General features: G+C 65.4%; 20 protein-coding genes and 1 pseudogene. 10 read left to right on the top strand and 11 right to left on the bottom strand.

Annotation, left to right across the window (positions count from 1 at the left end; all coding sequences use genetic code 11):
* Positions 1 to 297 precede the first annotated feature (297 nt).
* Together W911_RS09370 and W911_RS09365 are read left to right on the top strand one after the other, a co-directional pair.
* Entirely contained in the window at positions 298 to 1458 is a 1161-nt protein-coding gene (locus W911_RS09370) for an efflux RND transporter periplasmic adaptor subunit (protein WP_023787300.1), read from the top strand.
* Complete coding sequence (locus tag W911_RS09365) at positions 1458 to 4529, top strand: efflux RND transporter permease subunit (protein ID WP_023787299.1); 3072 nt, start codon at positions 1458 to 1460, stop codon at positions 4527 to 4529. Before W911_RS09370 ends, W911_RS09365 begins: the two co-directional genes overlap by 1 nt.
* A gap of 237 nt (positions 4530 to 4766) precedes the next feature.
* On the opposite strand, the gene W911_RS09360 is transcribed toward W911_RS09365, so the two are convergent.
* Positions 4767 to 5516: an SDR family oxidoreductase gene (locus W911_RS09360; protein ID WP_023787298.1), complete on the bottom strand. Its 750-nt coding sequence runs from the start codon at positions 5514 to 5516 to the stop codon at positions 4767 to 4769.
* A gap of 386 nt (positions 5517 to 5902) precedes the next feature.
* Between W911_RS09360 and W911_RS09355 the strand changes: the two genes are divergently transcribed.
* Together W911_RS09355 and W911_RS09350 are read left to right on the top strand one after the other, a co-directional pair.
* Positions 5903 to 7615, top strand: a complete 1713-nt coding sequence (locus tag W911_RS09355; RefSeq protein WP_023787297.1) for an EAL domain-containing protein — start codon at positions 5903 to 5905, stop codon at positions 7613 to 7615.
* Positions 7616 to 7723: 108 nt separating this feature from the next.
* Positions 7724 to 8596: a TIGR01459 family HAD-type hydrolase gene (locus tag W911_RS09350; RefSeq protein ID WP_023787296.1), complete on the top strand. Its 873-nt coding sequence runs from the start codon at positions 7724 to 7726 to the stop codon at positions 8594 to 8596.
* A gap of 10 nt (positions 8597 to 8606) precedes the next feature.
* Here W911_RS09350 and W911_RS09345 read toward each other — a convergent pair whose 3' ends face one another.
* A complete protein-coding gene (locus W911_RS09345) occupies positions 8607 to 9608 on the bottom strand; it encodes an NAD(P)H-quinone oxidoreductase (RefSeq protein WP_023787295.1) in 1002 nt (333 codons plus the stop codon).
* Between the two features lie 122 nt (positions 9609 to 9730).
* Here W911_RS09345 and W911_RS09340 point away from each other — a divergent pair, with 122 nt between their 5' ends.
* The 4 genes and pseudogenes from W911_RS09340 to rcdA all read left to right on the top strand — a co-directional run bounded on the left by W911_RS09340 (position 9731) and on the right by rcdA (position 12387).
* Positions 9731 to 9928 (top strand): DUF1192 domain-containing protein, encoded by a 198-nt coding sequence (locus W911_RS09340; protein WP_023787294.1) that lies wholly within the window; start codon positions 9731 to 9733, stop codon positions 9926 to 9928.
* Positions 9929 to 10068: 140 nt separating this feature from the next.
* A pseudogene (locus W911_RS18950) lies at positions 10069 to 10251 on the top strand (CNNM domain-containing protein); the annotation flags it as partial.
* 131 nt (positions 10252 to 10382) lie between these two features.
* A complete protein-coding gene (locus tag W911_RS09335; protein WP_341872111.1) occupies positions 10383 to 11372 on the top strand; it encodes a hemolysin family protein in 990 nt (329 codons plus the stop codon).
* A 451-nt stretch (positions 11373 to 11823) separates the two neighbouring features.
* Positions 11824 to 12387 (top strand): protease adaptor protein RcdA, encoded by a 564-nt coding sequence (gene rcdA / locus W911_RS09330; protein ID WP_023787293.1) that lies wholly within the window; start codon positions 11824 to 11826, stop codon positions 12385 to 12387.
* A 149-nt stretch (positions 12388 to 12536) separates the two neighbouring features.
* Here the strand turns inward: rcdA and rpmE are convergent, their stop codons facing one another.
* Complete coding sequence (gene rpmE / locus W911_RS09325) at positions 12537 to 12761, bottom strand: 50S ribosomal protein L31 (protein ID WP_023787292.1); 225 nt, start codon at positions 12759 to 12761, stop codon at positions 12537 to 12539.
* Positions 12762 to 13107: 346 nt separating this feature from the next.
* Here rpmE and W911_RS09320 point away from each other — a divergent pair, with 346 nt between their 5' ends.
* Positions 13108 to 14958: an ABC transporter transmembrane domain-containing protein gene (locus W911_RS09320; RefSeq protein WP_023787291.1), complete on the top strand. Its 1851-nt coding sequence runs from the start codon at positions 13108 to 13110 to the stop codon at positions 14956 to 14958.
* Between the two features lie 289 nt (positions 14959 to 15247).
* Here the strand turns inward: W911_RS09320 and W911_RS09315 are convergent, their stop codons facing one another.
* From W911_RS09315 to yajC, 6 genes are all read right to left on the bottom strand, one after another.
* A complete protein-coding gene (locus W911_RS09315; protein WP_174394675.1) occupies positions 15248 to 17356 on the bottom strand; it encodes an SGNH/GDSL hydrolase family protein in 2109 nt (702 codons plus the stop codon).
* Positions 17357 to 17394: 38 nt separating this feature from the next.
* Complete coding sequence (locus W911_RS09310) at positions 17395 to 18261, bottom strand: phytoene/squalene synthase family protein (protein ID WP_023787289.1); 867 nt, start codon at positions 18259 to 18261, stop codon at positions 17395 to 17397.
* A gap of 8 nt (positions 18262 to 18269) precedes the next feature.
* Positions 18270 to 18644 (bottom strand): Mth938-like domain-containing protein, encoded by a 375-nt coding sequence (locus W911_RS09305; RefSeq protein ID WP_023787288.1) that lies wholly within the window; start codon positions 18642 to 18644, stop codon positions 18270 to 18272.
* Between the two features lie 20 nt (positions 18645 to 18664).
* The gene (secF, locus tag W911_RS09300) at positions 18665 to 19621 is read right to left on the bottom strand and encodes a protein translocase subunit SecF (protein WP_041316445.1); all 957 of its coding nucleotides are present in this window, start codon (positions 19619 to 19621) and stop codon (positions 18665 to 18667) included.
* Between the two features lie 12 nt (positions 19622 to 19633).
* Complete coding sequence (gene secD / locus W911_RS09295; protein ID WP_041316443.1) at positions 19634 to 21271, bottom strand: protein translocase subunit SecD; 1638 nt, start codon at positions 21269 to 21271, stop codon at positions 19634 to 19636.
* Between the two features lie 77 nt (positions 21272 to 21348).
* Positions 21349 to 21690: a preprotein translocase subunit YajC gene (gene yajC / locus W911_RS09290; RefSeq protein ID WP_023787287.1), complete on the bottom strand. Its 342-nt coding sequence runs from the start codon at positions 21688 to 21690 to the stop codon at positions 21349 to 21351.
* A gap of 290 nt (positions 21691 to 21980) precedes the next feature.
* Between yajC and W911_RS09285 the strand changes: the two genes are divergently transcribed.
* A complete protein-coding gene (locus tag W911_RS09285) occupies positions 21981 to 22856 on the top strand; it encodes an ATP-binding protein (RefSeq protein WP_023787286.1) in 876 nt (291 codons plus the stop codon).
* Between the two features lie 304 nt (positions 22857 to 23160).
* Here the strand turns inward: W911_RS09285 and W911_RS09280 are convergent, their stop codons facing one another.
* Both W911_RS09280 and surE read right to left on the bottom strand, forming a co-directional pair.
* The gene (locus W911_RS09280; RefSeq protein WP_051388539.1) at positions 23161 to 24699 is read right to left on the bottom strand and encodes a M23 family metallopeptidase; all 1539 of its coding nucleotides are present in this window, start codon (positions 24697 to 24699) and stop codon (positions 23161 to 23163) included.
* A 406-nt stretch (positions 24700 to 25105) separates the two neighbouring features.
* On the bottom strand, positions 25106 to 25900 hold the full coding sequence (gene surE / locus W911_RS09275; protein WP_023787284.1) for a 5'/3'-nucleotidase SurE: 795 nt from the start codon (positions 25898 to 25900) through the stop codon (positions 25106 to 25108).
* Between the last annotated feature and the right edge of the window lie 32 nt (positions 25901 to 25932).

The following is a 25932-nucleotide window of genomic DNA, read 5'->3' as shown; positions in this document are numbered from 1 at the left end:
AGTCCCCCCACGGCATCGTCTCAAGGCCCGAACCCCACGGAGCCTGTAGCTCCTGCCATATTTCAAGCGTAGTGTCGGCCAGCCCGGAGCCCGCACCGCGACTCGAAAAAAAATCGACGGATCGGACAGGGCGCTGACGTTAGGTGACGTACGCCATCGTAAGGCTCGAAGGCTCGCCCCGCAGAGAGCCACGAACCGCTCTGCGCCGTTGGAGTTCTGGCCTCCAAACCCAATCGATCCTTCGCCGGCCACGGCCCGACACGTGACAGCCTACGACCACCGGAATAGGGTGCCGACATGTTGAAAGTCTTGTTGGTGGTCTGTGCCTTGCTGATTGTCTCGGCAGGCGCGGCGTTGCACTGGTCGGGCGAGAGCCCGTCCGCGCTCGCCGACCGGCTGGGCGTGGCCGAGCACCTCGGCCTGCGCGGTTCGGAGACCCTTGCAGCACCCAAACCGGCCGCAACCTCTCCAGCCGCGCTCCGTCCGCCGGAAGGTGTCGCCGTCGAAACGGCCATCGCCATGGCCACCACCTCGACCGAGGATCTCCGCGCCATCGGCACGCTCCAGTCGGACGAATCGGTCCAGATCAGCCCCGAGATCGCGGGCCGCGTGACCGACATCCCGCTCTCCGAGGGCAAGCCCGTCGCGGCCGGAGACGTGCTCGTCAAACTCGACGATGCGCTGGCTCGCGCCGAAGTGTCGGACGCGGAGGCGCGCTACCAACTCGCCGTCAGCAACCTGCGGCGCGCCGACCGGCTAGCCGAATCCGGCAACGTGACCGAACGCGCACGCGACGAAGCGAAAACCAACGCCGAGACGACGCGCGCCGCTCTCGAACTCTCGAAGGTCCGCCTCGACAAGCACACGATCCGCGCGCCTTTCAGCGGTGTGGCCGGTATCCGCCGCGTATCGCCCGGTGCGTACGTCGCGGCTGGACACCCCATCGTCAACTTAGAGAAGATCGACACCCTCAAGATCGACTTCAAGCTGCCCGAGCTCTTCCTCTCTCAAATCGGCACGGGCCAGAAGATCAAGATCACCGTCGATGCCTTCCGGGAGCGGACGTTCGAAGGCGCGATCTACGTCATCGACCCCCACATGGATGTCAACGGACGGGCATTGAACATCCGCGCGCGCCTCGCAAATCCGGATCTTCTCCTCCGCCCGGGCCTGTTCGCCCGTATCTTTATCGAGGGCCAGATCAAGCGCGATGTGGTCGTCGTCCCGGAAAGCGCCATCGTTCCTCGTGGCCAGGACAAATTCGTCTACCGCGTGGAAAACGGAGAAGCGCGCGAAACCAAGGTCACGCTCGGCAACCGTAAGGACGGAAAGGTCGAAGTGCTTGACGGGCTGCTTGCGGAGCAAACCGTCGTCGTGGCCGGTCAGCAGAAGCTCAGAGACGGGGCCCCGGTTGAGATCGTGACCGGCTCGCGCGAACCGCGTGCGCGGGGCACCTGATGGGGCTGTTCGAGCTCTGCATTCGCCGCCCGGTGTTTGCAACAGTTTTGAGCCTGGTTGTCGTTCTGATCGGCTTCGTCTCCTACTCGCGCCTGACGGTGCGCGAATACCCGAACGTCGACGAGCCCGTGGTCTCGGTGCAGACGCGCTACCCCGGCGCTTCGGCGAAGATCGTCGAATCCCAGGTGACGCAGATCCTCGAAGGCTCCATCGCCGGCATTCCCGGCATCGATATCATCGACTCATCCAGCCGCTCCGAGCAAAGCCGCATCAGTGTGCGCTTCCGCCCCGAGATCGATCAGGACGTCGCCGCGAGCGACGTGCGCGATCGCGTCTCGCGCGTCCGCGGGCGCCTGCCGGACGAGATCGACGAGCCCGTCATCGCCAAAGTGGAAGCGGACGCCCAGCCGATCATGCTGCTGGTGTTCAACTCGCCGGTGCTGAACCCGCTGCAGATTACGGATTACATCGACCGCTTCGTCATCGACCAGTTCAAAAACCTCAACGGCGTCGCCGACGTGACGATTTACGGCGAGCGGCGATACGCCATGCGGATCTGGATCGACCGCGAGCGGCTGGCCGCGTTCGCCTTGACCGTGCAGGACATCGAGAACGCGCTGCGCGCCCAGAACGTCGAACTGCCGTCGGGGCGGATCGAAAGCGCCAACCGCGAGTTCAGCGTGCTGTCCCGCACGGGCCTCGTGACGCCGGAGGAATTCCGCAACATCGTCATCAAGGTCTCGGGCAATCACCAGGTGAAATTAGGCGAGGTCGCGCGCGTCGAACTGGGCGCATTCGACGAGCGGCGCGAAAGCCGGTTCGAGGGCGGAACGGCGATTGCGGTGGGCGTCATCAAACAGGCCGTATCGAACCCGCTCGATGTGTCGAAGGCGGTCCGCGACTTGCTTCCGCGCATCAACGAAACGATGCCGGACGGCATGAAGGCGCACGTCGCCAACGACGATGCCATCTTCATCGAGCGCTCGATCCAGGCTGTCTACGTGACGATTGCGGAAGCCATCCTTCTCGTCGTGATCGTCATCATCTTTTTCCTGCGCTCGCCCCGAGCCTCTCTGATTCCGATTGTCACCATCCCGATCTCCCTGATCGGCACGTTCACGCTGATGTTCGCGTTCGGCTTCAGCGTGAACACGCTGACGCTCCTCGCCATGGTGCTGGCCATCGGCCTCGTCGTCGACGACGCCATCGTCGTGCTCGAAAACATCTATCGTCACATCGAAGACGGCATGAAGCCCATCGACGCTGCCGTTAAAGGCACGCGCGAGATCGGCTTTGCCGTCATCGCCATGACGTTGACGCTCGCCGCCGTCTACGCGCCAATCGCCTTCGCGCCCGGCAAGACAGGCCGCCTGTTCCTCGAATTCGCGCTCACGCTTGCAGGCGCCGTCATCATCTCCGGTTTCGTCGCGCTCACGCTGACGCCGATGATGTGTTCGCGCCTCCTGAAGCATCAGCAGAAGCCCGGCCGCCTATTCATGGTCATCGAGCGTTTCCTGAACGGCTTGGAGCGCGGCTATCGCCGCCTGCTCCAAGCGACCCTCGCGCACCGCAGCGTCATCGTTCTGCTCGCAGTCGCCGTGGCAGGATCTTGCGCCTATTTCTTCGTCAACCTCAAATCCGAACTCGCGCCGGTCGAGGATCGCGGCGTGATCCGCGTGCGCGGCAGTGGCCCCGAGGGCGCGACACTTGCCTACACGAGCCGCTACAGCGCCCAGGCCGACGCGATCCTGGCCGACGTGCCCGAGATCAGCTCCCGCCTCGTGATCGACGGCAATCCGGAGGTGTCCGGCTTCCTGATCTTCGCCCCGCTCAAGGACTGGAGCGAGCGCCAGCGCTCGCAGCAGGAGATCACCCGCGAGATCAGCCCGAAGGTCCGGCGCATCGCCGGCGTGCTGGCCGCCGTGCCCAACCCGAACGCCTTCGGCCAGCGCGGATCGAGCAAACCCGTCGAATTCGTCCTGCAATCGTCCGCGAGCTACGAGGAGCTCGACGAGATGGCGAAAAAGGTCCTCGACAGGCTGGAGGCCTATCCGGGCCTCGAAAGCCTCGATACGGACCTCAAGCTGAACACGCCCGAGTTCCGCATCGAGATGGATCGGGCCAAGGTGTCGGACCTGCGCCTTGACGTGAACGTCGTTGGGCGCACGCTTGAAACGCTGCTCGGCGGACGGCAGGTCACACGCTTCGAGATGAACGGCGAGCAGTATGACGTCATGGTCCAGCTCGATATCCCGGACCGCTCGACCCCGGCCGCCCTCGACACGATCTTCCTGCGCTCGCCGACAGGCGAAATGATCCAGCTTTCCAATATCGTGAGAGTTGTGGAGGACATCGCACCCAAGGAACTCAGGCGGTTCAACCAGCTTCGCTCCGTCACGATCTCCGCGAGCATCTCGCCGGGCTATGCGTTGGGCGAGGTTCTCGATCACATCGAGCGCGTCGTGGACGAGATTCTGCCGCCGACGACCCAGACCGACGTCAACGGCCAGAGCCGCGACTACCGGGCATCCAGCCAGAGCCTTGCCATGGTCTTCGTCATGGCGCTGGCCTTCATCTATCTCGTGCTGGCGGCACAGTTCGAAAGCTACCGCGACCCGCTGATCATCCTGGTGACGGTTCCGCTTTCCATGGCCGGCGCGCTCGGCGCGCTCTACTACGTCGGCGGATCGCTCAACGTCTATTCGCAAATCGGCCTCGTGACGCTCGTCGGCCTGATCACCAAGCACGGCATCCTCATCGTCGAGTTCACCAATCAGCTCGCGGCGCGGGGAATGCGGCGCGCCGAAGCCGTCGTGGAGGCATCCACGCTGCGCCTCAGGCCCATCCTGATGACGACGGGCGCCATGGTGCTGGGCGCCGTGCCGCTCGCGCTCGCCGACGGCGCGGGCGCGGAAAGCCGCCAGCAGATCGGCTGGGTGATCGTGGGCGGCTTGAGCCTCGGCACGCTGCTGACGCTGTTCGTCGTGCCGACGGTACTGAGCTTCGTGGGCGAGGCGAAGCCGGCCGAGGACGAGCACGCAGCCGCTGCCGCCCCCTCACCGGCGGAGTGAACTCCGAAGCTGTCATCCCGGCCAAGCGAGGCGGTCACGCCGGAGGCGTGCCTTCGGGCCATGCCGTAGGCATGCTTTCAGCACGACAGCCGAGCGCCGCGCCGGGATCCAGGAGAAGCTCCTATCGCGAAATATCGCGTCTTCGACGACTCTTACGCTGGGTCCCGGCTCTGCGTTCCCCCGGCTCAAGGCCGGGTCCACTTGGCCGGGATGACAGGGTGGGCGCTCGTTCGAAAATCAGCACCAGCGCCGCGCGGCGCCCTCCGCGTCGAGCACATGACCCGTCACGCTGCGGGCTTTGCGGCTCGCGAGGTCGAGCGCAACAGTCGCGAGATCCGCATCCGACGCCGCCACGTCGCCGCTCATTGCCGCCACGGATGACGGCGGCGCAATCGCGTTGACACGGATGCCCGCGTCCGCCCAGTCCTCGGCGAGGCCGCGCGTCATGTCGGCAAGGCGCGCACGCAGCACGTCGGCGAACATCATGGCGCGCCCGCTACGGGACGGGCCGATCCGCACGACATTGAGGATCATACCCTCGGCCCACACGAGCCGCATGCGGTTGGCAGCGCACTCCGTGAGCATGAACGGGATGCGCAGCGTCTCCGCGACCAGTCCTTCGACATCCTCCATCGTCTCAAGCGCGGCAATCGCATCCGCCTCGACCGAAACGAGATTGACGACCGCATCGAGCCCGCCGAAGTCCTGCGCCGTCGTCTGCACCAGACGCCGCGCGTCCTCGTCGCTCGTGAGCGGATCGTTGAAGAGGCGGACCTCCGCCGCGTTCTCGGCAAGCACGGCGCCGAGTTCGGTCATCTCAGGACCGTCGTCGGGCGATTGAACCACCAGACGCGCGCCGTGATCGGCGAAAGTCCGGGCGATATCGAAACCTGAGGTCGAGGTCAGGCCGGAGATGAGAACGCGAGAACCCGTGATTTCGGGCGTGGCAACGGACTCTGCGCAGCGCGCAATCACACTCATCAACATCGGGTCGTGGTCTCCTTCGTACGCCGGACGGAAGCGAAGCGGCCCGGACACGACGATACCATGCCGATTCGCCTAACGACATCTAAACGGCACCCCGATTCGGGTTGCCTCTGGGCTCGACCGTGGCGCCATTGCGGCTCTCCCCAGGGGGCCGTTTTGCCGCTCCCGAGCGCCCAGCCGATGTATTATCGCCACGCCTTTCCTTAAGCCGTCCCCCTGCCTCACGAAATGCTGGTGATACCCGCGCCCCGGCACATTGCCTTAGGGCCGCAAGGCCGTGACTCTGAACCCAGCGATTCGCGTGGGCGGAGTCGGGTGACGTGGGCGCATAGCGTGGCGGAGCGCAAAGTGCGGCGGGCGCCAAGAGTAGCGGAGAAGACGGGATCATGATGCAAAATCAGACAGGCTCACAGACGGTGTTGGTCGTGGCCATGGGGCTGGTCACAACCGCCACTGCCGTCGCGCTCTATCAGCACATCGGCGTGCCTGGTCCGGTGGCCACGACGGCTGCACTCGCCACCTTTCTTCTTCTGACCGCCGGACACGCCCTCGCCTGGCGCCGGGAGCGGCGCGTCCGCGACGCGGCCCCGACCCGGGACCGCAGAGAACAGGACGTCCGCCGACTGAAAGATGCCCCCCGTTCCACCCACGGCGGCGCCGCGCCGGCTGCGCGTGGCCCACGGCCCATGGGCGCTCCAGGTCCCGCAGCAGGCGCGGGTCCGGTGCCCCCGCGTGCTCCGGGACGCGGCGAGGCATCATCCACGGTCGCACGCGCCGCCGAGCGCACCGGCCCGCCGCCGCTGAAGGCCGTGCCGCCCTCCCCGGCCGCGAGCAAGGGTGCGGTCGATGCCGATGACGATGCGGACGATTTCTGGTCGTTTCGCCCGGCGCCCCCCGCAAACCGTGAATCGGCGAGCCGGGAAGAGCTTCCGCCGTTCGTGACCGGCCGGCTCTCGGGCGCGGCAGGCGCGCCAGCGCCGCAACCGACAGCGCCCGCACACGCAGAGCGCCCCCCCGTCCCGCGCGAAGCCGACGTCGAGGTGATCCAGGACGCGATCAAACGCCTGCTCGAAGAGGTCAACGCGGCCGAGCAGATGGAGGCGGGCCATTCCTCTGGATCGGGAGCGCGTCCGGTGCCGGAAGCGAGCGTCGATCATGCCATCGAAGCGTTGCGCATGACGGCGGAGACGATGCGCACGGCCGCGTCCGGGCCGCGCGACGCGCCGCTCGGCGTCCCGGCACACGAGCAACAGGCACAACCGCCACCGCCGCCGTTGCCGCCTTTCGTACGGGGCGCCGCCCCAGGTCCGCGTCCCCAATCGGCTGCGGACGCGCGCGCCCGCCTGATGGCCGACGCCATCTCGGCCGGACGCATCGACGTGACGCTGGAGCCGATCCTCGGCCTCGAAGACCAGCAGACGCGCCATTACGAAGTCTGCGTCCGCCTGCGTGACAGCGACGGCAACGTGCTGGACGTCACGCCCGATGGGCCCGACCTGCGCGGCACGGGTCTGCTCCCGCTATTCGATGGCGTCCGCGTCACGCGCACCGCCGCCGTCGCGCGCCGCCTCGAAGAACGTGGCAAGGTCGGCTCCGTCTTTTCCGCGTTCAGCGGCGAATCCGTCGCCGACGAGCACTTCCTCGGCGAGTTGGCAGAGACGCTGCATCAGCGCGCAAGCCTCGCCACTCAGCTCGTGCTCTCGTTCACGCAGAGCGACGTGCGCGGCTTCTCCACGCCGGAGTGGGATTCGCTCGCCGATATGCGCGCGCTCGGCTTCCGCTTCGCACTCAGCCACATCACCGACCTCGACATGGACTTCGAGGCGCTGGCCGAGCAAGGCTTCGCCTTCGTCAAGCTCGATGCCTCGGTGTTCCTCGAAGGCCTGCCGGCCCCGAGCGGACGCCTGCCGTCGAGCGACGTGTGCCGCCACCTCGCGAGGCATGGCCTGACACTCGTCGTGGAGCACATCGACGACGACGACAAGCTCGCGCGCGTATTCGGGTTCGGCGTTCTCCTGGGCCAGGGCCAACTCTTCGGCGGACCGCGCCCCGTGCGCGCCGACGTCACCCGCAACCGCAACACGACGGCCGCTGCCTGATCTTAAACAGCAGGCTGAACCATTGAAGGAGGGACCCTCGGTCCCTCCTTTTTCATGATATCCAACCTGCCGCACCCACTCAGCGCCGTTCGATGCTACTCATGCGCCATGACAGAACCGACCGCCAAACCGACCCAACACCCCATCCCCATCCTCGCCTCGATCGATGACCTCGGGCCCCCGCGCGACGCGTGGCTGACGGACATCTGGGGTGTCATGCATAACGGCGTTGCGCCCTTTCGAGGCGCGAGCGACGCCTGCGTCCGGTTTCGCGAGGCGGGTGGCACCGTTTTGCTGCTCTCGAACGCGCCCCGCCCGCACACGAGCGTCGCAGAGCAACTCGACCGCATCGGCATCCCGCGCGCGGCCTGGGATGCGATCCTGACGTCGGGAGACGCGGCCCGCGCGCTCATCGGCACGTACGCGGGCCGGCCCGTCTTCCCGCTCGGCCCCGAGCGCGATGCGCCCGTGTACGACGGCCTCCCCGTCACGCTGTCGGACGCAACCGCAGCCGACGTCATCTCCTGCACCGGCCTGTTCGACGACGAGACCGAAACCCCTGACGACTACACGGCACTTCTCGCGGATTTCGCCGCGCGGAACGTACCGATGATCTGCGCCAATCCGGATCTCACCGTGGAGCGCGGCAACAGGATCGTCTACTGCGCAGGCGCCATCGCCGCCGAATACGAGAAGCTGGGCGGGCGCGTCTCGTATGCCGGCAAGCCGCACGGGCCCATCTACGATCTCGCCTTCGAAGCGCTCGCCAAGCTGCGCGCGAAGCCAGTCCCGCGCGACCGCATCCTCGCCATCGGCGACGGCATCCGCACCGACATCACCGGCGCAGCGCGCGCGGGCATCGCAAGCGTCTTCATCGCAAGCGGCATTCACGTCGCATCCGAGCTGACGAGCACAGGGCTCGACGAGCTGTTTCCCGATCCCGCGATCCGCCCGCTCGCGGCCATGAGCGCGCTCGCGTAACGACGCTCCTTCAATCCACCGTCAGCACGATCTTGCCGATGTGCTGGCTCGTTTCCATCCGTGCGTGAGCGGCGGCGGCCTCTCGCAACGGAAACGTGCTGTCGATCACAACGCGCACGTTCCCACTCGCCACGAGCGGCAGGACATGCGTTTCGATGGCGCGCGCAATCGCGCCCTTCACTTCCGTCGGCCGGATGCGCAGCGTCGAGCCCGTAAGCGTCAGCCGCTTCAGCATCACGCGCATCAGGTCGACCGTCACCTTCGAGCCCGACTGGAAACCGATGTAGACGAGCCGCCCGTCGTCGCCGAGCGAGCGGATGTTGCGATCCACGTAATCGCCGCCCACCATATCGAGAATGACATCGACGCCCCGCCCGGCCGTCTCCGCCTTCACGACCTCGACGAAATCTTCGTTCGTGTAGTTGACCGCCCGCAGCGCGCCGAGTTCGAGGCAGGCCTCGCACTTCTCTTGCGAACCCGCCGTCACGATCACTTTCGCGCCGAGCTGGGTCGCAAGCTGGATCGCCGTCACGCCGATGCCGCTCGATCCGCCATGGACCAGAAGCCATTCCCCGGCTTTGAGCGCGCCGCGCTCGAACACGTTGTGCCAGACGGTGAAGAACGTTTCGGGGATCGCCGCCGCTTCGGCATCGGACACACCCTCCGGGATGGGAAGCGTTGCCGCTTCCTCGGCGAGCGCGAACGTCGCGTAGCCGCCGCCATTCAAGAGCGCCATCACCCGGTCGCCGGCCTGAAAACGCGTCACACCCTCGCCTGCGGCCGCAACGGTACCCGCCACTTCCAGTCCCGGCAGCTCCGAATGCCCTTTCGGCGCGGGATAGAGCCCTTTGCGCTGGAGAACGTCCGGCCGGTTGACGCCGGCCGCGGCCACCCGGATCAGCACTTGCCCCGGCCCGGGCTCGGGCAAGGCGCGCTCTTCCGCGACGAGCACCTCGGGACCGCCTTTGCCTTGGATTGCAATGGCAGTCATCGTCTCGGGCAATGTCGGCATGCGTGGCTCCTCCGGCGGCTCGTTCCGTGCATAGGTGCCCGAGCGGACGCCTTGAGACAAGGCGTCGAAAGTGACACCTTACCGCCGGGGCGCAGAAACGCGCTCCCCTGGGAGAGAGCGCGATGGATTGGGACGAGGCGAGGCCGAAGACGACAAAATCCGCCAGCATCGGCGACAACCTGGAAACGTTGTCGGTCGCGGAGTTGGAGGAACGGATCGGCGCGTTTTCCGAAGAGATCGAACGCATCCGCGCGGAACTGACGCGCAAACGCGCACACGAGAGTGCGGCAGCGGCTCTTTTCAAAGCCCCGAAACCCTAGCACCCCGTCAAGTCGCAGCGCCATAACGGAAATTGGGCGGCACTTGCATCCGATTGACCGGAACGAAACCACCCGATAGATTCCGGCCAACGTTAGCAATATGGAGTGGCTTCGACGAATTCAGGTCGGCCACATATCAAGTGACCGAGCTACTGATCGTCCTGGCCCTGATCATCGTCAACGGCCTTTTTGCGCTTTCTGAACTTGCCATCGTATCCGCCCGCCAAACGCGGCTGAAAGCCATGGCAGCCGCCGGAAAAGCCGGCGCGGAAAAAGCCCTCGCGCTCGCCACCGACCCAGGCCGCTTCCTTTCCTCCGTTCAGATCGGCATCACCCTCGTCGGCATCATCAACGGCGTCTATTCGGGTGAAGCCTTCGGCTCGCGCGCTTATGCGGCGCTCCGCGAGGCGGGCTTTCAGGATGCGATTGCCGCCCCCTCGGATACGGCAGCGTCATCGCCATCATCACCTATCTGTCCGTCATTTTCGGCGAACTCGTCCCGAAAAATATGGCGCTCAAGCATTCGGAATCCATCGCATGCCTGGTCGCGCCGATCATGTCGGCGTTCTCCCGCATTGCGCGCCCGTTCGTCTGGCTGCTCGACACGTCCACTCGTCTCGTTTTCCGCCTGTTCCGCGTCTCCACCGTGAAGGAAAGCCAGATCACGGACGAGGAAATCGCCATGCTGATCGCCGAGGCTGAGGCCTCCGGCTTGCTCGAAACGCACGAGCGCGAAATGATTTCGGGCGTGATGCGCCTGGGCGACCGCACGGTCATCGATCTGATGACACCGCGCACCGATGTCGACTGGGTGGATGTCAACGCGAGCCAGGACGAGATCCGCAAGCTGCTCATTGACACGCCTCACTCTCTGGTGCCGGTCGGCGAAGGCTCGGTCGACACGCTGATCGGCGTCGTACAGGCGCGCGAACTCCTCGCCTCCGTGCTCTCTGGCGAAGTCCTCGACATTCGCCCTCTGATCCGCAAGGTGCCGATCATCCCCGAGACGATGCACGCCCTCGACGCGCTCGCGGTGCTGCGTGAAGCCGACGTGCCGATCGCACTGATCCATGACGAGTACGGCAATTTCGAGGGCCTGATTACGCCGACCGACACGCTGGAAGCCATCGTCGGCGCATTCAAGTCGGACGAGGACGATCCGGACGTGGTCACCCGCGAGGATGGCTCGCTGCTGCTCTCCGGCGCGATGCCGGCCGACGCCATGGCAGACCTGCTCGGCCTCACGCTTCCGACGAAGCGCGGCTACACGACGGTGGCGGGCTTCCTATTGGCTCAGCTTCAGCACATCCCCCGCACGGGCGAGTACATCGAAACGTCGGGCTGGCGTCTCGAAGTGATCGACCTCGACGGCCGACGCATCGACAAGGTGCTGGCAACGCACCGGACGTCGGCCGGCGACGAAAATTCTTCGAAGGCCGATTGAGCCGCGGAAAGCGTCGCCTCCCACGAGATGCATTTTATGAAGCTCCGAGACGAAGACGCTGTCTTCGCTCAACCAATCCGTCGTCAAACATCCCATTGCGGGACAACCGGACAACACGGCGCGGCCCTAGCGGTGAACGCGCAATCGATTCGGAATTCGCTAACCGTTAAGCGTTCGTTAGGAATTGAAGCCTAACGTTCTCCGCATCCAGACATGCTGGATCCCGGGTGGTGCCTAGCCACCCTGTTTGACGCCTCCCTGTTTGACTTCTGAGCCGCCGCAAGGCGGCTCATTTTTTTGGCGCGCCTTTTGCTGAGCAATGCACCGGATGTGGAAACCGCGCGCATCGACATCGCATCGTCTCTTTCTAGGCCATCTTGTTAACTCTGGCCTCTTAGGATCTGACGATGCTAAGGTGAGCGAAACGTAGGCGTATGTATCGAAGTGTGTCATGAGTAATGGATCTCACGTAGAAAGCCTGCTCGATAGAGCGGCTGTGACAGTCTCCTTCGGAGAACGGTTTCAGGCCTCCGAGCAGTTCGACCGGGTCTTTTCCCAAGGCATGGGGCTCGTAGAACGAGCCGCCGCTTATCTCGACGGCGAAGGACGCCGCGAGTCGAAGGGGCTCCCCGGTCCCGTCACCGTCCTTTACGCGACCGAAAGCATGCGCCTCACCACGCGCCTGCTCGAACTCGCCTCCTGGCTGCTGATCCGCCGGGCCCTCAAGGAGGGCGAGATCACGGCCGAGGAAGCCGAAACCAAGCGCGCCCGCGTCAAGCTTCAGACCTTGGGACGCCCGAACCACACACGTGGCTTCGATGACCTCCCGCAGGGGCTTCGCGACCTGATCGAAGCGAGCTTCACGCTGCACGACAGGATCGTCCAACTCGATAGGGCCATGCTTCCCGCAGCCGACGATGCAAGGCCGGCCGAGCACGCAAATCCGGTCGCCACCCAGATCAGCGCCCTCGAAAAGGCGTTCGGCTCAGGCATCCGGCGCGCTGCCGCGGGCTGACCCCGCAGCCCGCCGCGACAGAAGCCGGCCACCAGAACACAGAAAAAGGCCCGGCGCTGTCGCCGGGCCTTTTCTGTGTCTGCCGATGGCCAGCTTCCTCGCGCGAGAGACCGGGCCGAACCCAGGCTCGCCCGGAAGCGCGCGGGCTCTTAGAAGATGCCTTCGAACTTCTTCTTGAAGCGCGAGAGACGGCCGCCACGGTCCATCAGGCGCTGATCGCCGCCAGTCCAGGCCGGATGCGACGAAGGATCGATGTCGAGCTGAAGCTCGTCGCCTTCCTTGCCGTAGGTCGAATAGGTGACGAATTCCGTCCCATCGGTCATCTTGACCGTGATCTGGTGGTAGTCGGGATGCAGGTCAACGTCTCTCTTCATCGTCGTCGCTCTCAGTCGAGGGGCCAGCTGTCGGGAGGCAAATTTCGCAAGATGGCGCGTCCTGGCGGAAAGCGCGCCCCACGGCGGCGGATAACCCGGCGCGGTCGTCGGCCCCGAATTCTAGGATGGCCCGTTCTATAGTCGAGATAATCCTGCGGCACAAGCGTCGAAAACCCGCCCCTCAAAGTCGCGTTTTCTTGCCCAAAATCAAGCACCCACGAGGTGTCCCCGTTAACGGTGGAAGGGCCTGCGCCATCTGGCGCAGGTGGTCTCCGGACGTTGACGCGAGGGCCCTCCGTCGAGCATGGTCCCCTTCACGTAGCCGCCCCAAGAGCGGCCCGAGGAAATGCCTGAAGCGAAAGACCGAGATTTGAGCCTGACAGAACCCCTGCGGCCCGCGGCCGTTCCGGACGACGCTCCCGTGGCCAAGGACGCGGAGGCGAAGCGCCGCTCGTTGCGGCCGCTACGCGCGCTCAAACCCTACCTCATGCGCCATCCGGCTCGTCTCGCAGGGGCACTCGCAGCCCTCGTCGTCGCCGCCATGGCCATGCTCACGATCCCGATGGCGGTCCGTCGCATGATCGACCATGGCTTCGGCAGCGCCGACGGCGCCATGATCGATCAGTATTTCATGATGCTCATCATCATCGGCGTCGTGCTGGCAGGAGCAAGTGCGGTCCGCTTTTACCTCGTGACCTGGATCGGCGAGCGCGTCGTGGCCGACCTCCGCTCCGACGTCTTCGCCCACCTCGCCCACCTCGGTCCCGCGTTCTACGAGCGCACCCATTCGGGCGAGGTGATGAGCCGCCTCACGGCAGATACGACCCAGATCAAGGCCGCGGCCGGCACCGCCATCTCCCAGGCCGTGCGCAACACGATCATGCTCATCGGCGCGCTCGCGATGATGATCGTCACGAGCCCCGGCCTGTCGCTGATGGTGCTGATCGTCATTCCGTTGATCGTGCTTCCGCTGATCGGCTACGGGCGCGTGGTCCGCCGCCTGTCGCGGCGCGCCCAGGATACTCTCGCCGAAGCCTCGGCCTATGCCGCCGAAAACCTGTCTGCCGTGCGCACCATGCAGGCGTTCGGACATGAAAACGCCGTCGCCCGCCGTTTCGCCGACGCATCCGAACGCGCTTTCGAAGCCGCACGCGAGCGCATCTTCGCGCGCGCAGCCCTGACCGGCCTCATCATCATGCTGGCCGTTGCCGGCATCGTCGGCGTGCTGTGGTACGGCGCAGCCGGCGTCGTCGGGGGCGATATTTCGGTGGGCCGTCTCAGCCAGTTCGTGATCTACGCGCTGTTCGCCGCAGCGTCTCTCGGCAGTCTCTCGGAAGTGTGGGGCGAGACGACGCAAGCGGCGGGCGCAGCCGAGCGCATCGCCGAGTTCATGGACACGGAACCCGAGATCGTCTCGCCGCCGAACCCGGCAGCCCTCCCCTCGCCGCTCAAGGGCGAGATCGAGTTCCGCAACGTGCGGTTCGCCTATCCGAGCCGGCCGGATGTCTTTGCACTCGACGACGTGTCCTTCCGCGTCACCTCCGGCGAGCGTGTGGCCATCGTCGGCCCGTCGGGCTCCGGCAAGTCCACGATCCTGAGCCTCCTCCTGCGCTTCTACGACACCACGAGCGGCGAGATCCTTCTCGACCGCACGAACATCGCAACCCTCGCCCTCAAGGATCTGCGCAGCGCGACCGCGCTCGTCCCGCAGGATGTCGCTCTCTTTGCCGACACGATTGCCGAGAACATTCGCTACGGCACGCCCAACGCGACGCACGACGATGTCGTGCGGGCAGCCACCGCAGCGCAAGCGGACGCCTTCATCTGCGCGCTGCCCGACGGATATGAAACCCGCCTCGGAGAACGCGGCATCCAGCTCTCCGGCGGCCAGCGTCAACGCATCGCCATCGCCCGCGCGATTCTGAAAGACGCCCCCGTACTCCTGCTCGACGAAGCGACCAGCGCCCTCGATACGGAAAGCGAACAGGCCGTGCAGCGCGCACTCGAAAGCCTCGCGAAGGGCCGCACGACCATCGTCGTCGCGCACCGCCTCTCGACGGTGCAGAGCGCGGATCGCATTCTCGTGCTCGACGGCGGCCGCATCGTGGAAAGCGGCACCCACCGCGAGCTCACGCAAAAGAGCGGCCTCTACGCCCGCCTCTCCGAACTCCAGTTCGGCAACGAAGCCGCCGAATAGACCATGATCGCTTCAGGCCCTACCAGCCTGAAGCGTGAATCATCGGTCTAGCTCAAGAGACCATGATCGCTTCGGACCCTATCAGTCCGAAGCGTGATAGTCGGTCTGACTCAAGAGACCATAATCGCTTCGGACCCTAGCCGCTCCGATCGGCGCGCCGCCTACCCGGCACGGCGTGAATCGGCAGCGCGGAGAAAGTTCGAAGCGTGACGCATCGGTCTCGTCAAAAAGCTAGAGCGTGATTTCGATTCAATCAAAACCAATCACCCTCTAGCATCGCCCGAAAGCGTTACCATCCGCCTCCGGCAGCCGGCAGCGCGTCGTTGCCGAACGGAGCGCGTATAGCCTGCGGCGCACTGCCGTCAGCCCCCGCCGCCACGGATTGCTGCCCATAGCGCGCCAGCACCTCGCGCGCGCGCGGCATCACCGCATCCGCAATCGCGGCATGCCCCTCGGCCGTCGGATGGAAGGCGCCCGAATAGGTCGAGGCCAGCAGCACCTGGAACCACGAGAAGCTTTGCAGCTTCAGCACACGCTGCATCACCGATCCGGCCACGTGGAAGTTTCCGGTCATGAAGGCGTCGTTCGGCGTGCGGAACCAGCGTTGCCGCGCGGCGTAAGGCTCGAAGTGCGCCGGGTTGTAAGGAACCCACATGCCCCCTTGTCGGCGGGGCAACCTCAGATCGTCCGCAATCGAGCCGAGGCCGGTCGTGTGCCCGGCGCACAGGCCGCGACCGACGAACGCCTTCCGATGGTCGAAAACGAAGCTCCACGAATGATGGCGCGCGCTCTCGGCCATGATCTGATCGAGCTTGTCCGCAAGCCACGCGCTGCTCAACGCCGCCTTCTGCGTAATCGCGAAGTCGCTGAATACCTCCATGCCGGCGGAGCCGTCCGAGCACACGGCACCCGCATCATCCAGCATCGAGAACGGCGGATAGGCCGTAAGGATGACGCGGTCCGCTTCGTTCCACGGAATGTGCAGGATGCCGTGCAACGCGCGGTTCATCGCCTTATAGCGCGTGTCGAGACGCTCAAGCAGCGCCGCGCTTTCCTGATTGCCGTGCACCTGCCCGAACCAGCCGCCGAGCCTGCGCACGAGCGAGCTGTCGGAAAGCACCGCATTGGCCACGAGACGCGCGAAGCCCACATCGTTTCCGCCGAGCGACACCAGCAGCAGATCGATCTTGCGCGCTTTCTCGATCGGGCACTTGTGAAGAACCACGCCGCCCTGAAGCTCGGGGATCGAACCCTGGATGTGATAGGCCTCGGGCATATCGACGAGCGGCGCGTCGCGCTTCCCGCATTGCGCATCCGCCGCAGCCGCAACTTGCGAAAGATCGGGCGGATTGGGCACCCACTCGTTGCCCTTGTAGCGCAGGAAGAAGCCCCACACGATCTCTGCGCCCGAGCAGGCAAAGCCCGCGAACGTCACGGCCCGATGCGGGTCTTCGACCGCGAGCGCGAGCGCGGTGCGCAATTGATACGAATAGAGCGAACGATGGCACGCCTGATCGAGCCAACGCGCATTGTTCTCGACGAACACATCGTCGCCGACCTGCTTCCACGCACCGACGCGTGCCGGATACCCGCCAAGATCTCCCGCCTTGTCTCCGCCATAGGCAATGGTGCGTTCCGGCGAAAAGCGCACCGGCACGTCGGGGTTGCCCTCACCCGAGCCGAAGCTGTCGCCTAGCCCGACGACAAAGATGTCGGTGACGCGAACCTCGGTGGACGCGACCTCGACCCCGCCGACCGCCACGCTCACGTTGAGGCCCGCCGGGTAAGGTGCGGTGAACACGACCGGCTCGCCGCACGCCTTGGTGACGGTCACCTCGGCGGTATCGGCGCCTCCGAGCGGCGAGGCGATCCAGCGGCAATCGATGGCGGGCTCGGGCATGTTCTGAAGCCGCACTTCCACGTTGTGGCTTTTGGGATCGATGTAATCGCTCCCGTCGGGACAGATGTGCCGGTTCTTGCGGCTGGTCCAGCACACCTTCCGGACCATGCTCTCCGCCCATCCGGATTCGTGCCGGCGCGAAAGTGCACGCTCCGACGCAAGCACCGGCCCCGCACGCCGCTGCTCCGGCGTGAGCGCGAGATAGGTCGCGCGATGCACTTCCGTATCCTTGGGATCGACGAAGAAGCGGAACGGATTCTCGACCCGCCACGTGATGCCGACGCCGCTCATCGCCAAAAGTCCGTCGATGCCCATCGCATCGGGTTCGACCGGCGGCGGCACGAATTGCGGTGTCGCGGGCAACGGCATGTGCTGCGGCTCGACCGTCGACGGCGCACCCCACGGACGCTCGTCCTGCGGCGAACCCCATTGCGCCAGCGCCGGCGCGCACAGAGCGGCGCACCAGAAACAGATGGAAGCGAGCAGGCGAAAAATCATGCAGTGACCGATCCCTGTATCGCGCCCGAGCGCGGATATCAGATCCGCCCGCGCCATCGGGCGAACCACAGCCTGACGACACGCGACAGAGGCGAAATGTCCGCAAGTTCCAGAAGCGCGTCACGCCCGGGCCTGAGCGCGGCCTGCAAATAGGGCTCGACGAGGCAAAGCGGCAGAAACGCAGCCAACTCTCGGCCTTCGAGACGCACCTGGTCCCCGCGGAAGCGCGCGAGGTAGGCCCTTGCCTCTACGGCCAGAAGCGCCGAAAGCTCCCGGGCCGCCCCGCGCGCCACTCCCTCGTCCGCTCCGCGCGGATCGCGGGCCCTGCCCACGAACGCAGCCGGGAGCGGCAAACGACCAAGAGCAAGATGCTGTGGCAAGCTGAGGGCAAGCCGTGTAAAGGCCAGTGCCCGGCCCGCATTTCGGGAAAATTCCGATGTTTCGGAAGGAGCGGTGCCCACGATCAGCCCGTGCGCGATCCGAAATGCACCCCCCTCGGCCTCGTCGGCATAGGCGAGCAGGTCGTCCTCGTCGCGGATACCGTCTTCGTAGAGCTCCCGCGAACGCCCCTCGATGGGAAGCAGCAAGGTCTCCGTTGAAAGACCGCGCCGCGCCGCAAGCTCCCGCACGGCATCGGCCACGGGATGTCCGCTCGCAACGTCCGGCGCGGCTTGAAGCGCGTCTCGCCACCACTGAAAACGGATCTCGCCGATCGTCGCATCATGTGCGAGGAGCGGAATGCGTTGAAGCTCGCCGAGATAGGCCGCGAGCGTCACGAGATCGTCCTGCGTCTCCTTGGGCGCGAGCAGCGCGGCGAGATAGCGGTCGCGCTCGAAGTCCCGCGCCGTCTCGTAGATGGGGCGGACATCGCCGCCGACGGCGGTAAGCGGATCGGATGCACCCATGACGGGCCTCATTCCACGGCGATCAGCGCGGCCGCAATCGCACGGCCTTCGGCCAGCAGGATGTTGTAGGTGCGGGCCGCCGCGCCCGTATCCATGACATCAAGCCCGAGCCCCACCTCTTCGCACGCGATGCGGACATCGCGCGGCGCGCGCGCCAGCGTCGATCCGGTTCCGAGGATCACGAAGGAAAGATCCGACGCGAGATCGAGCAGCGGCTGCAAGGCCGCGCTGTCGAGCGCGCCGATGCTGGATGGCGCCCAACCCCAGATACCGGACGGAAGACAGAGAATGGAGCCGCGATGGCTCATGCCGCCGAAACGGAAGCCGCCGTTGCCATAGGCCTCGATGGGGACCTGCCGGGGGAGATAGGCGCGGGGGCGCATGACGTATTGCCCCCAGGCCTTCAGGACGTCTGCGCCGGCGCCTTCGCGGGCTCCTCGTCCATCGCGTCGCGCCGGATACCGAGATACTCGATAAGCGGCGACGAAATGAACACCGACGAATATGTGCCGATGAGCACCCCGAACAGCATGCAGAACACGAAGTTCCGGATGACTTCGCCGCCGAATATGATGAGCGAGAGCAGCACGATGACGGTCGTCACGCCCGTGAGCACGGTCCGCGACAGCGTCTCGTTGATCGACAGGTTGAGCAGCTCCGTCAGCGGCATCTTCTTATATTTGCGCATGTTCTCGCGAATGCGGTCGGCCACGACGATGGAATCGTTAATCGAGTAGCCGAGCATGGCGAGAAACGCCGCCACGATGCCGAGATCGAACTGAAGCTGAAACAGAGAGAACACGCCCGCCGTGATCAGCGCATCATGCCCAAGCCCCACAAGCACGCCGACGGAAAACTGCCACTCGAAGCGGAACCACACATAGGCCCAGATCGCGATACACGCGACGAACACGGCGATGAGGCCCGTCATCCGAAGCTCGCCCGAAACAGCCGGGCCGACAATCTCGACGCGACGAAGCTCGTAGCCTTCGCCGAGCGTATCGAGCACCTTTTTGGCCGCGACCTGCTGAGCTTCCTCTTCGCCCTCTTGCTGCTCCACGCGGATCAGCACATCGCCAGCCGTCCCGATATGCTGGATCTGAACGCTACCGAGGCCCAACGCCGTGAGCGACGAGCGCATGTCGCTGATATCCGCCTCCCCCGACTTCGCACGCACCTCGATCAACGAGCCGCCCTTGAAGTCCACACCAAGGTTGAACCCCTTGGTAAAGATGAGACCGAGCGAAATCACCATCAGCAGGATCGAGATGGCGAAGCAAAGCTCCTTGTACCTCATGATCGGAAGATTGAGGTGATGGGGAAAGATATCGTGACCCTTGAAATCCGGGACCAGGAACATTGTTGACCTTCCTTAGATCGGAATAGCGACTTGGCGCCCTTTGGCGGCCTTCGCGTTCTTGAGCCACATGGCGCACAGCAGACGCGTCACCGTCACCGCCGCGAACACCGACGTCAGAATGCCGAGCGACAGCGTAACGGCGAAGCCGCGGATTGGCCCCGAGCCGAGCCAGAACATGATCAGGCCCGCGACGAGTGTGGTGAGCTGGCTGTCGAGAATGGTGGTGAACGCGCGCCTGAAGCCCGTCTCGATGGCCATCACCTGCGTTTTGCCCGCGCGTATTTCTTCTCGAACACGTTCGTAGATGAGGACGTTCGCATCCACCGCCATCGCGATGGTCAGCACGAAGCCCGCGATGCCCGGAAGCGTGAGCGTCGCGCCCACCGCAGACATCAGGGCGGCAATGAGAACGCCGTGCACCAAAAGGCCGATCAGCGCATACACGCCGAATGTGCCGTAGATGTACACGGTGATGATCGCCATCGCGGTGAGCCCGACGACGGACGCACGCAGACCCGCATCGATACTGTCGGCGCCGAGCGACGGCCCGACGGTCCGCTCCTCGACGATCGTCAGCTTCGCAGGCAGCGCGCCCGAGCGCAGCTGAATGGCGAGGTTGTTGGCGCTGTCGACCGAGAAGTTGCCCGAGATCTGGCCCGAACCGCCGAGAATGGCCTCACGGATCACGGGTGCCGAGATCACCTTGTCGTCGAGCACGATGGCGAACGGCTCGCCCACGTGCGTCTTCGTAAAGTTGCCGAACTTACGCGCGCCCGACTGGTTGAAACGGAACGTGATGATCGGCGCATTCGTTTGGCTGTCGAAAGCGGGCTGCGAGTCGACGAGGTCGTCGCCCTGCACCACCGGCACCTCTTGCAGCACGTACGCCGACTGATATCCGGCGTCGTCCTCGCGCTCGCCCGACTGATAGATCTTGTACCCGACGGGCGGACGCGTCGTCTGCGCCTCCTCGGCGGTCACCGTCGGATGCACGGCGTGGAACGAGAGCTTGGCCGTCTGGCCGATCAAATCCTTGAGCTGCTGGGTATCGGAGAGGCCGGGATACTGAACCAGAATACGGTCCCGCCCCTGCTGCACGACTTCCGATTCCGCCGTGCCCATCGCGTTGACGCGCCGATTGATCGTCTCGATGGAAGCCGACGTGGCGTGGATCAGGCGCTCGCGCAATCCGAACGCCGTCGGCTGGAGGAGAATAACGCCAGGCTCGGCCCCGCGCCGCACTTCGATATCGTCGCCCGTCGTACCGAGAATCTGGTTGCCGATCGGCTGCACGAGCTTGCGCAGCGCTTCATAAGCTGCATCCGTATCCTCGGGCTTCACGAGACGAACCTGGAGAGCCTCGCCCGAGATGCCGATGGCGGAAAAGCCGATCTTCGCGTCCCGCAGCGAACGGCGGGCGTCCTCGCGCAGATTGGTCAGCCAGTCGTGACGGATATCCTTCTGGTCGATGGCCAGCAGAAGATGCGCGCCGCCCTGAAGGTCGAGCCCGAGCGGCATCGCCCGCGACGGCAGGAAGCCCGGCCACTTGGCGCGCGTCTCGGCCGAAAAGAAGTTGGGCAGCGCAAAGAGAAGCCCGAGGAAGCAGGTCAGCAAGATCAATACGATCTTCCAGCGCTCGAAATGCAGCATGGCTGAAGAGACCTCTCCCCTAAAACGTTGTCATGTTGAAAGCGGGCGCACAGCGCCCGCTCGCTCCGCTCAGCGGCTCATTTCGTGGTCACGGTATCCTTGACCGGCTCGCTCTTCGAGCGCACGTCGATCAGCGTGCTCTTGAGCACGCGCACCTTGAGCGCCTCGGCGAGATCGACCTCGATCTCATCTGAGTTTTCCGGCACTCGGGCCACTTTGCCGACGAAACCGCCGGACGTGACGACGGTATCGCCGCGGCGGACGCGGTCCACCATTTCACGATGTTGTTTCTGCCGCTGGCTCTGCGGGCGGATCACAAGGAAGTAGAAGATCAACACCATGAGCAGCATGGGGATCAGGAGCCCACTGAAGGGATCCACACCGCCCGCCGCCTGGGCATAGGCCGGAGAAATGAACATGTTTGGACAGGTCCTTGTCGGATCGTCTAAGCGAAACGCGGCCAGCTCTGCCGGAGGCACCCCCGCCAGTCTGTCCGCCCGAGATCGGCCGCGACTATAGTGTCCACCGCCCGCATTGCAAGCATGTCTCCCGTACCCGCTGGCGGCCCGGCAAGACGGGCCTCGCCCCAAACGTACGGCTCGCGCTATAGAGGCCGCGCACGCCGGGAAAGCATCGGAGTTTCTTCCCGGACAACACCGATCTCACGTCCCAGGTGTCCATCGAGGCACGGAAAATCAAGGCCCTCCAGATGACAAGCGACGACAGAGACCTTGCGAGCCGCCTCGACCGCATCGCAGCCGCCCTGGAACGGCTGGCGCCCCCGGCGCTTCGCCCCCAGCGCTTCGATGCGGCTGACGCGTTCGTCTGGCAGGCGGCCGCGCTCGGCTTTCAGCCCATCCCACACGTGAACCGCGTCCCCCTCGCCCTTCTCAAGGGCATCGACCACGCCGCGACCCAGCTCCTCGACAACACGCGCCGCTTCGCGGCTGGCCTGCCCGCGAACAACGCGCTGCTCTGGGGGGCGCGCGGCATGGGCAAGTCCAGCCTGGTCAAGGCCGCCCACGCCGACGTGCTCGCCGGCCTCTCGGAAGGCGCACCCCGCCTCAAGCTGATCGAAATCCATCGCGAGGACATCGCGACCCTTCCGGCCGCCCTCGCCACGATGCGCGACGCACCCCACCGCTTCATTGTGTTCTGCGACGATCTCTCGTTCGACTACGACGACACCAGCTACAAATCGCTCAAGGCGGTGCTGGAAGGCGGTATCGAGGGACGGCCTCAGAACGTGCTCTTCTATGCCACCTCGAACCGCCGCCACCTGATGCCGCGCGATATGGTGGACAACGAAAGCTCGACCGCCATCAATCCGTCGGAAGCCGTCGAAGAAAAAGTGTCTTTGTCGGACCGCTTCGGCCTCTGGCTCGGCTTTCACAACGCCTCGCAGGACGACTATCTCGCCATGGTCCGCGCCTACACAACGCACTTCGGCCTGGACATCGACCCTGCCGCGCTACGGCGCGAGGCGCTCGAATGGAGCATGACGCGCGGCGCGCGCTCCGGCCGCGTCGCCTGGCAGTTCACCCAAGACCTCGCCGGCCGCCTCGGCAAGCCGATGTCGATTTAAGCGAATAAGTAGACGCACGCACCGCTTCGGCTGCGCAGCAGCCCGGGAGCGTCTTGGCGGAGCCAAGCTTCGCATACCCCACCAACGCCCAGCACCGCAGGCGCTCAGGAGCAACGCGACCCGGCGCGAGCGCCGTCCCCGCGGAGGGCGCGAAAAGGCCGTAAGCGAAAACATATCCGGCTGCGCAGCAGCCCGGGAGCAACGCGACCCGGGGGTCATGGCGAAGCCATGCTCCGCATGGACTGCCCCGCCCCCGCGGAGCGCCAGCGCGGCGGAAGCCGCGCGGTACGGCGCGTGAGCGAAATCAGATTCTTTCCATGAACGGCGTCGGATCGACGGGCTTCTGGCCCTGCCTCAGCTCGAAGTGAAGCTGCGGCTGATCCACCTGACCCGTGCGGCCGACCTTCGCGATCACCTGCCCGCGGTTGATGCGGTCGCCGCGCTTGACGAGAATTTCGTCGGCGTGCGCGTAGGCGGTCACCCAGCCATTGTCGTGGCGGATCAGAACGAGGTTGCCGTAACCCTTGAGCTCGTCGCCCGCATACGCCACCACGCCGTTTTCAGCCGCGTGAATGTCCGTGCCCATCGGCGCCGAGAGATTCACGCCGTCGTTGTGCGTGCCGTCGGGACGCGGTCCGAAACCGCCGACCACTTTGCCCACCACAGGCCAGCGGAGCTTGCTCGAACCCGCCACGGACCCGGAGTGCTGCGGGGCCGAGGGCGAAACGGCATCGCTCGCCGAACCCGGCGTTTCCAGACGCGCAACGCGCTGCTGCTCGCCGTTCGCCGGCGGCGTGCTCGCTCCGTTAAGCAGGGTCGGCTGCTGCGCAGTGGAACCCGGCGGCATCGCGCGCTGGTCGCCGAGACGCACAGTCCCGGTTGGATTGCGCGCCTCTTGCGCGGGACGGTGCTCCTGCGTCTGCACCGGGCGCGTTTCGATGGTCGTCCGCGGCATCGGCTGTTGCGCGGCCGGAGCCTGATAGGCCGGAGGCGGCTGATACGCCGGCGGCACTTCGGCAACCTGCGTCGATGCCCCGGCCTCGCCCGGCACGCGCAGAACGGTGCCCGGCATCACGCGCCGCGAGTCCTGAATGCCGTTGTAACGTTCGAGATCGGCAAGGCTGATGCCGTTGCTCCGCGCGATCGCGTAAAGCGAGTCGCCCGGCTGCACGGTGTACGTGTCGCTCCAATCCGACGGCGCCTGAGCCGCAGGCGCGACGGACGCAGCGGCGACGCGCGGCGTCTCGTAGCCCGGCTGATGCTGCGGAGATGCACCGGAGCCGGACGGCAGCACGAGACGCTGGCCGGGCTGAAGGTTCGATGAGGTGAGCCCGTTCGCCCGCATCAGGTCGTTGACCGAGACGCCATGGCGGCGCGAGAGACCGTAGAGCGTATCGCCAGCGCGAACCTCGATGGAATCGCCTCCGCCCCGGCTGTCGTAGGAGGCCACGGGCGCGACATCGCGCGATCCGCCATATCCCGAAGGCGCGGGCGAACCGTAAGACGGCGACTGATAGCGGTTGGAACCGTAGTCCTGCTGGCTCGGATGCTGCGCGGGCCGGTGCCCATATCCCGATCCGTAGGAGTCCGACTGAGGCGAGAGCGCGCTGGTGGTGAACTGGCCATCCGGCGGCGGCAGGTCGGAGCGCGATACCTGCGAGGGGCGCTGCGACGGCCGGTCGTGAGCGGCCGTGCCGAATTCCGACGACGTGGATCGGCCGTTCATGCCCACAGACGGCGCGTAGCCGGACTGGACGCGCGCGCCGTCGGGGTTGCCGAGATCGAAGCGTGAAATATCCGCGCTGCACCCCGCCAACGCGGCCGCAGCGGCAACGGCGAGCACAGAACCTCCGCCGGACACGCCGAAGGATCGATGACATTTACGCAAAGACTTTAACATGCCACACACCCTAAATACCCACTTCAGGTAACCCTTAACTCGTTAACGGGTCCTTAACGCGCGCTGAACATTGCGACGCGATTCGTGTGGGGCGTGGTACGGCTGACAGCCGGCTCTGTCCGGACATTCCGGCCCCGGAGCCTTATCAGTACGCGTGGATTGTGCTGCGATGACGGAGAAATATCGGCGACTTGACGACCTTAAGGTTGCCTAGAGTGCTTCCGGAAAAGTGGGAACCGGGTCATGGCGAAGCCATGCGATGGCGGTGTCCGATAAGAAGCACGATAAAGCAAAAACTTAGAGCCATTCCGCGAGTTCACTAAAACCGGAATGGCTCTAAATTGCAGCGTCAGCCCGCATCCTTGAGACGCCCGGCGCCATCCAGCGCCAGCGTCTGGCCGAGCGCCTCGCGCGTCGCCTCGTGCGTGAGGTTGAGATAGAGCGGCGTCACGGAAATCATGCCGTCCGCAATGGCACGCAGGTCCGTCCCCTCCACGGGATCGGAGCGGCGATGCGAAAAGCCCACCCAGAAGTAGGGTGTGCCCCACGTGTCGCTGCGTTCTTCGATCTTGAGACCGCCCTGGTCGCGGCGGCCCTGGCGCGTCGCGGCAATGCCCCGGACATCGCCCGGCGCGAGATCGGGATAGTTCACGTTCATCAGCGTACCCGCCGGCCAGTCGTTCGCGAGCAATTGCTCGACGAGACGTGCGCCATACGTAAGCGGCGTCTTCCAATGCTGCTTGCCTTCCGGGTCGAACCCGATGGTGAGGCTCATGGCGATGGAGCGGATGCCGAGCAGCGTGCCTTCCATGGCCCCTGCGATGGTGCCGGAATAGGTCACGTCCTCGGCAAGGTTCGCGCCATGATTGACGCCTGAAAGCACGAGATCCGGAGCCCGATCCTTGAGCACGTGCTTCACGCCCATGATCACGCAATCGGCCGGCGTTCCGCGCACGGCGAAGGCCCGCTCGCCAACCTCGCGATAGCGCAGCGGCACTTGAAGCGTGAGCGCGTGCGAGGCCCCGCTCTGGTTCGTCTCGGGCGCCACGATCCACACGTCGTCCGAAAGCTGACGCGCGATCTGATGCAGCACGGAAAGCCCGTGCGCGCCCGCTCCATCGTCGTTGGTCACCAGAATGCGCATGTTCAGCCGTTACCCACTGTCATCCCGGACGC

The organism is Hyphomicrobium nitrativorans NL23, assembly GCF_000503895.1.
Classification (GTDB): Bacteria; Pseudomonadota; Alphaproteobacteria; order Rhizobiales; family Hyphomicrobiaceae; genus Hyphomicrobium_C; species Hyphomicrobium_C nitrativorans.
This window is presented reverse-complemented; position numbering and strand designations above follow the sequence as displayed.

Bases quoted from the DNA above. Each gene is read 5' to 3' on its own strand.
- W911_RS09370 (WP_023787300.1), top strand. From the start codon at position 298: ATGTTGAAAGTCTTGTTGGTGGTCTGTGCCTTGCTGATTGTCTCGGCA.
- W911_RS09365 (WP_023787299.1), top strand. From the start codon at position 1,458: ATGGGGCTGTTCGAGCTCTGCATTCGCCGCCCGGTGTTTGCAACAGTT.
- W911_RS09360 (WP_023787298.1), bottom strand. From the start codon at position 5,516: ATGTTGATGAGTGTGATTGCGCGCTGCGCAGAGTCCGTTGCCACGCCC.
- W911_RS09355 (WP_023787297.1), top strand. From the start codon at position 5,903: ATGATGCAAAATCAGACAGGCTCACAGACGGTGTTGGTCGTGGCCATG.
- W911_RS09350 (WP_023787296.1), top strand. From the start codon at position 7,724: ATGACAGAACCGACCGCCAAACCGACCCAACACCCCATCCCCATCCTC.
- W911_RS09345 (WP_023787295.1), bottom strand. From the start codon at position 9,608: ATGCCGACATTGCCCGAGACGATGACTGCCATTGCAATCCAAGGCAAA.
- W911_RS09340 (WP_023787294.1), top strand. From the start codon at position 9,731: ATGGATTGGGACGAGGCGAGGCCGAAGACGACAAAATCCGCCAGCATC.
- rcdA (WP_023787293.1), top strand. From the start codon at position 11,824: ATGAGTAATGGATCTCACGTAGAAAGCCTGCTCGATAGAGCGGCTGTG.
- rpmE (WP_023787292.1), bottom strand. From the start codon at position 12,761: ATGAAGAGAGACGTTGACCTGCATCCCGACTACCACCAGATCACGGTC.
- W911_RS09320 (WP_023787291.1), top strand. From the start codon at position 13,108: ATGCCTGAAGCGAAAGACCGAGATTTGAGCCTGACAGAACCCCTGCGG.
- W911_RS09315 (WP_174394675.1), bottom strand. From the start codon at position 17,356: ATGATTTTTCGCCTGCTCGCTTCCATCTGTTTCTGGTGCGCCGCTCTG.
- W911_RS09310 (WP_023787289.1), bottom strand. From the start codon at position 18,261: ATGGGTGCATCCGATCCGCTTACCGCCGTCGGCGGCGATGTCCGCCCC.
- W911_RS09305 (WP_023787288.1), bottom strand. From the start codon at position 18,644: ATGCGCCCCCGCGCCTATCTCCCCCGGCAGGTCCCCATCGAGGCCTAT.
- secF (WP_041316445.1), bottom strand. From the start codon at position 19,621: ATGTTCCTGGTCCCGGATTTCAAGGGTCACGATATCTTTCCCCATCAC.
- secD (WP_041316443.1), bottom strand. From the start codon at position 21,271: ATGCTGCATTTCGAGCGCTGGAAGATCGTATTGATCTTGCTGACCTGC.
- yajC (WP_023787287.1), bottom strand. From the start codon at position 21,690: ATGTTCATTTCTCCGGCCTATGCCCAGGCGGCGGGCGGTGTGGATCCC.
- W911_RS09285 (WP_023787286.1), top strand. From the start codon at position 21,981: ATGACAAGCGACGACAGAGACCTTGCGAGCCGCCTCGACCGCATCGCA.
- surE (WP_023787284.1), bottom strand. From the start codon at position 25,900: ATGCGCATTCTGGTGACCAACGACGATGGAGCGGGCGCGCACGGGCTT.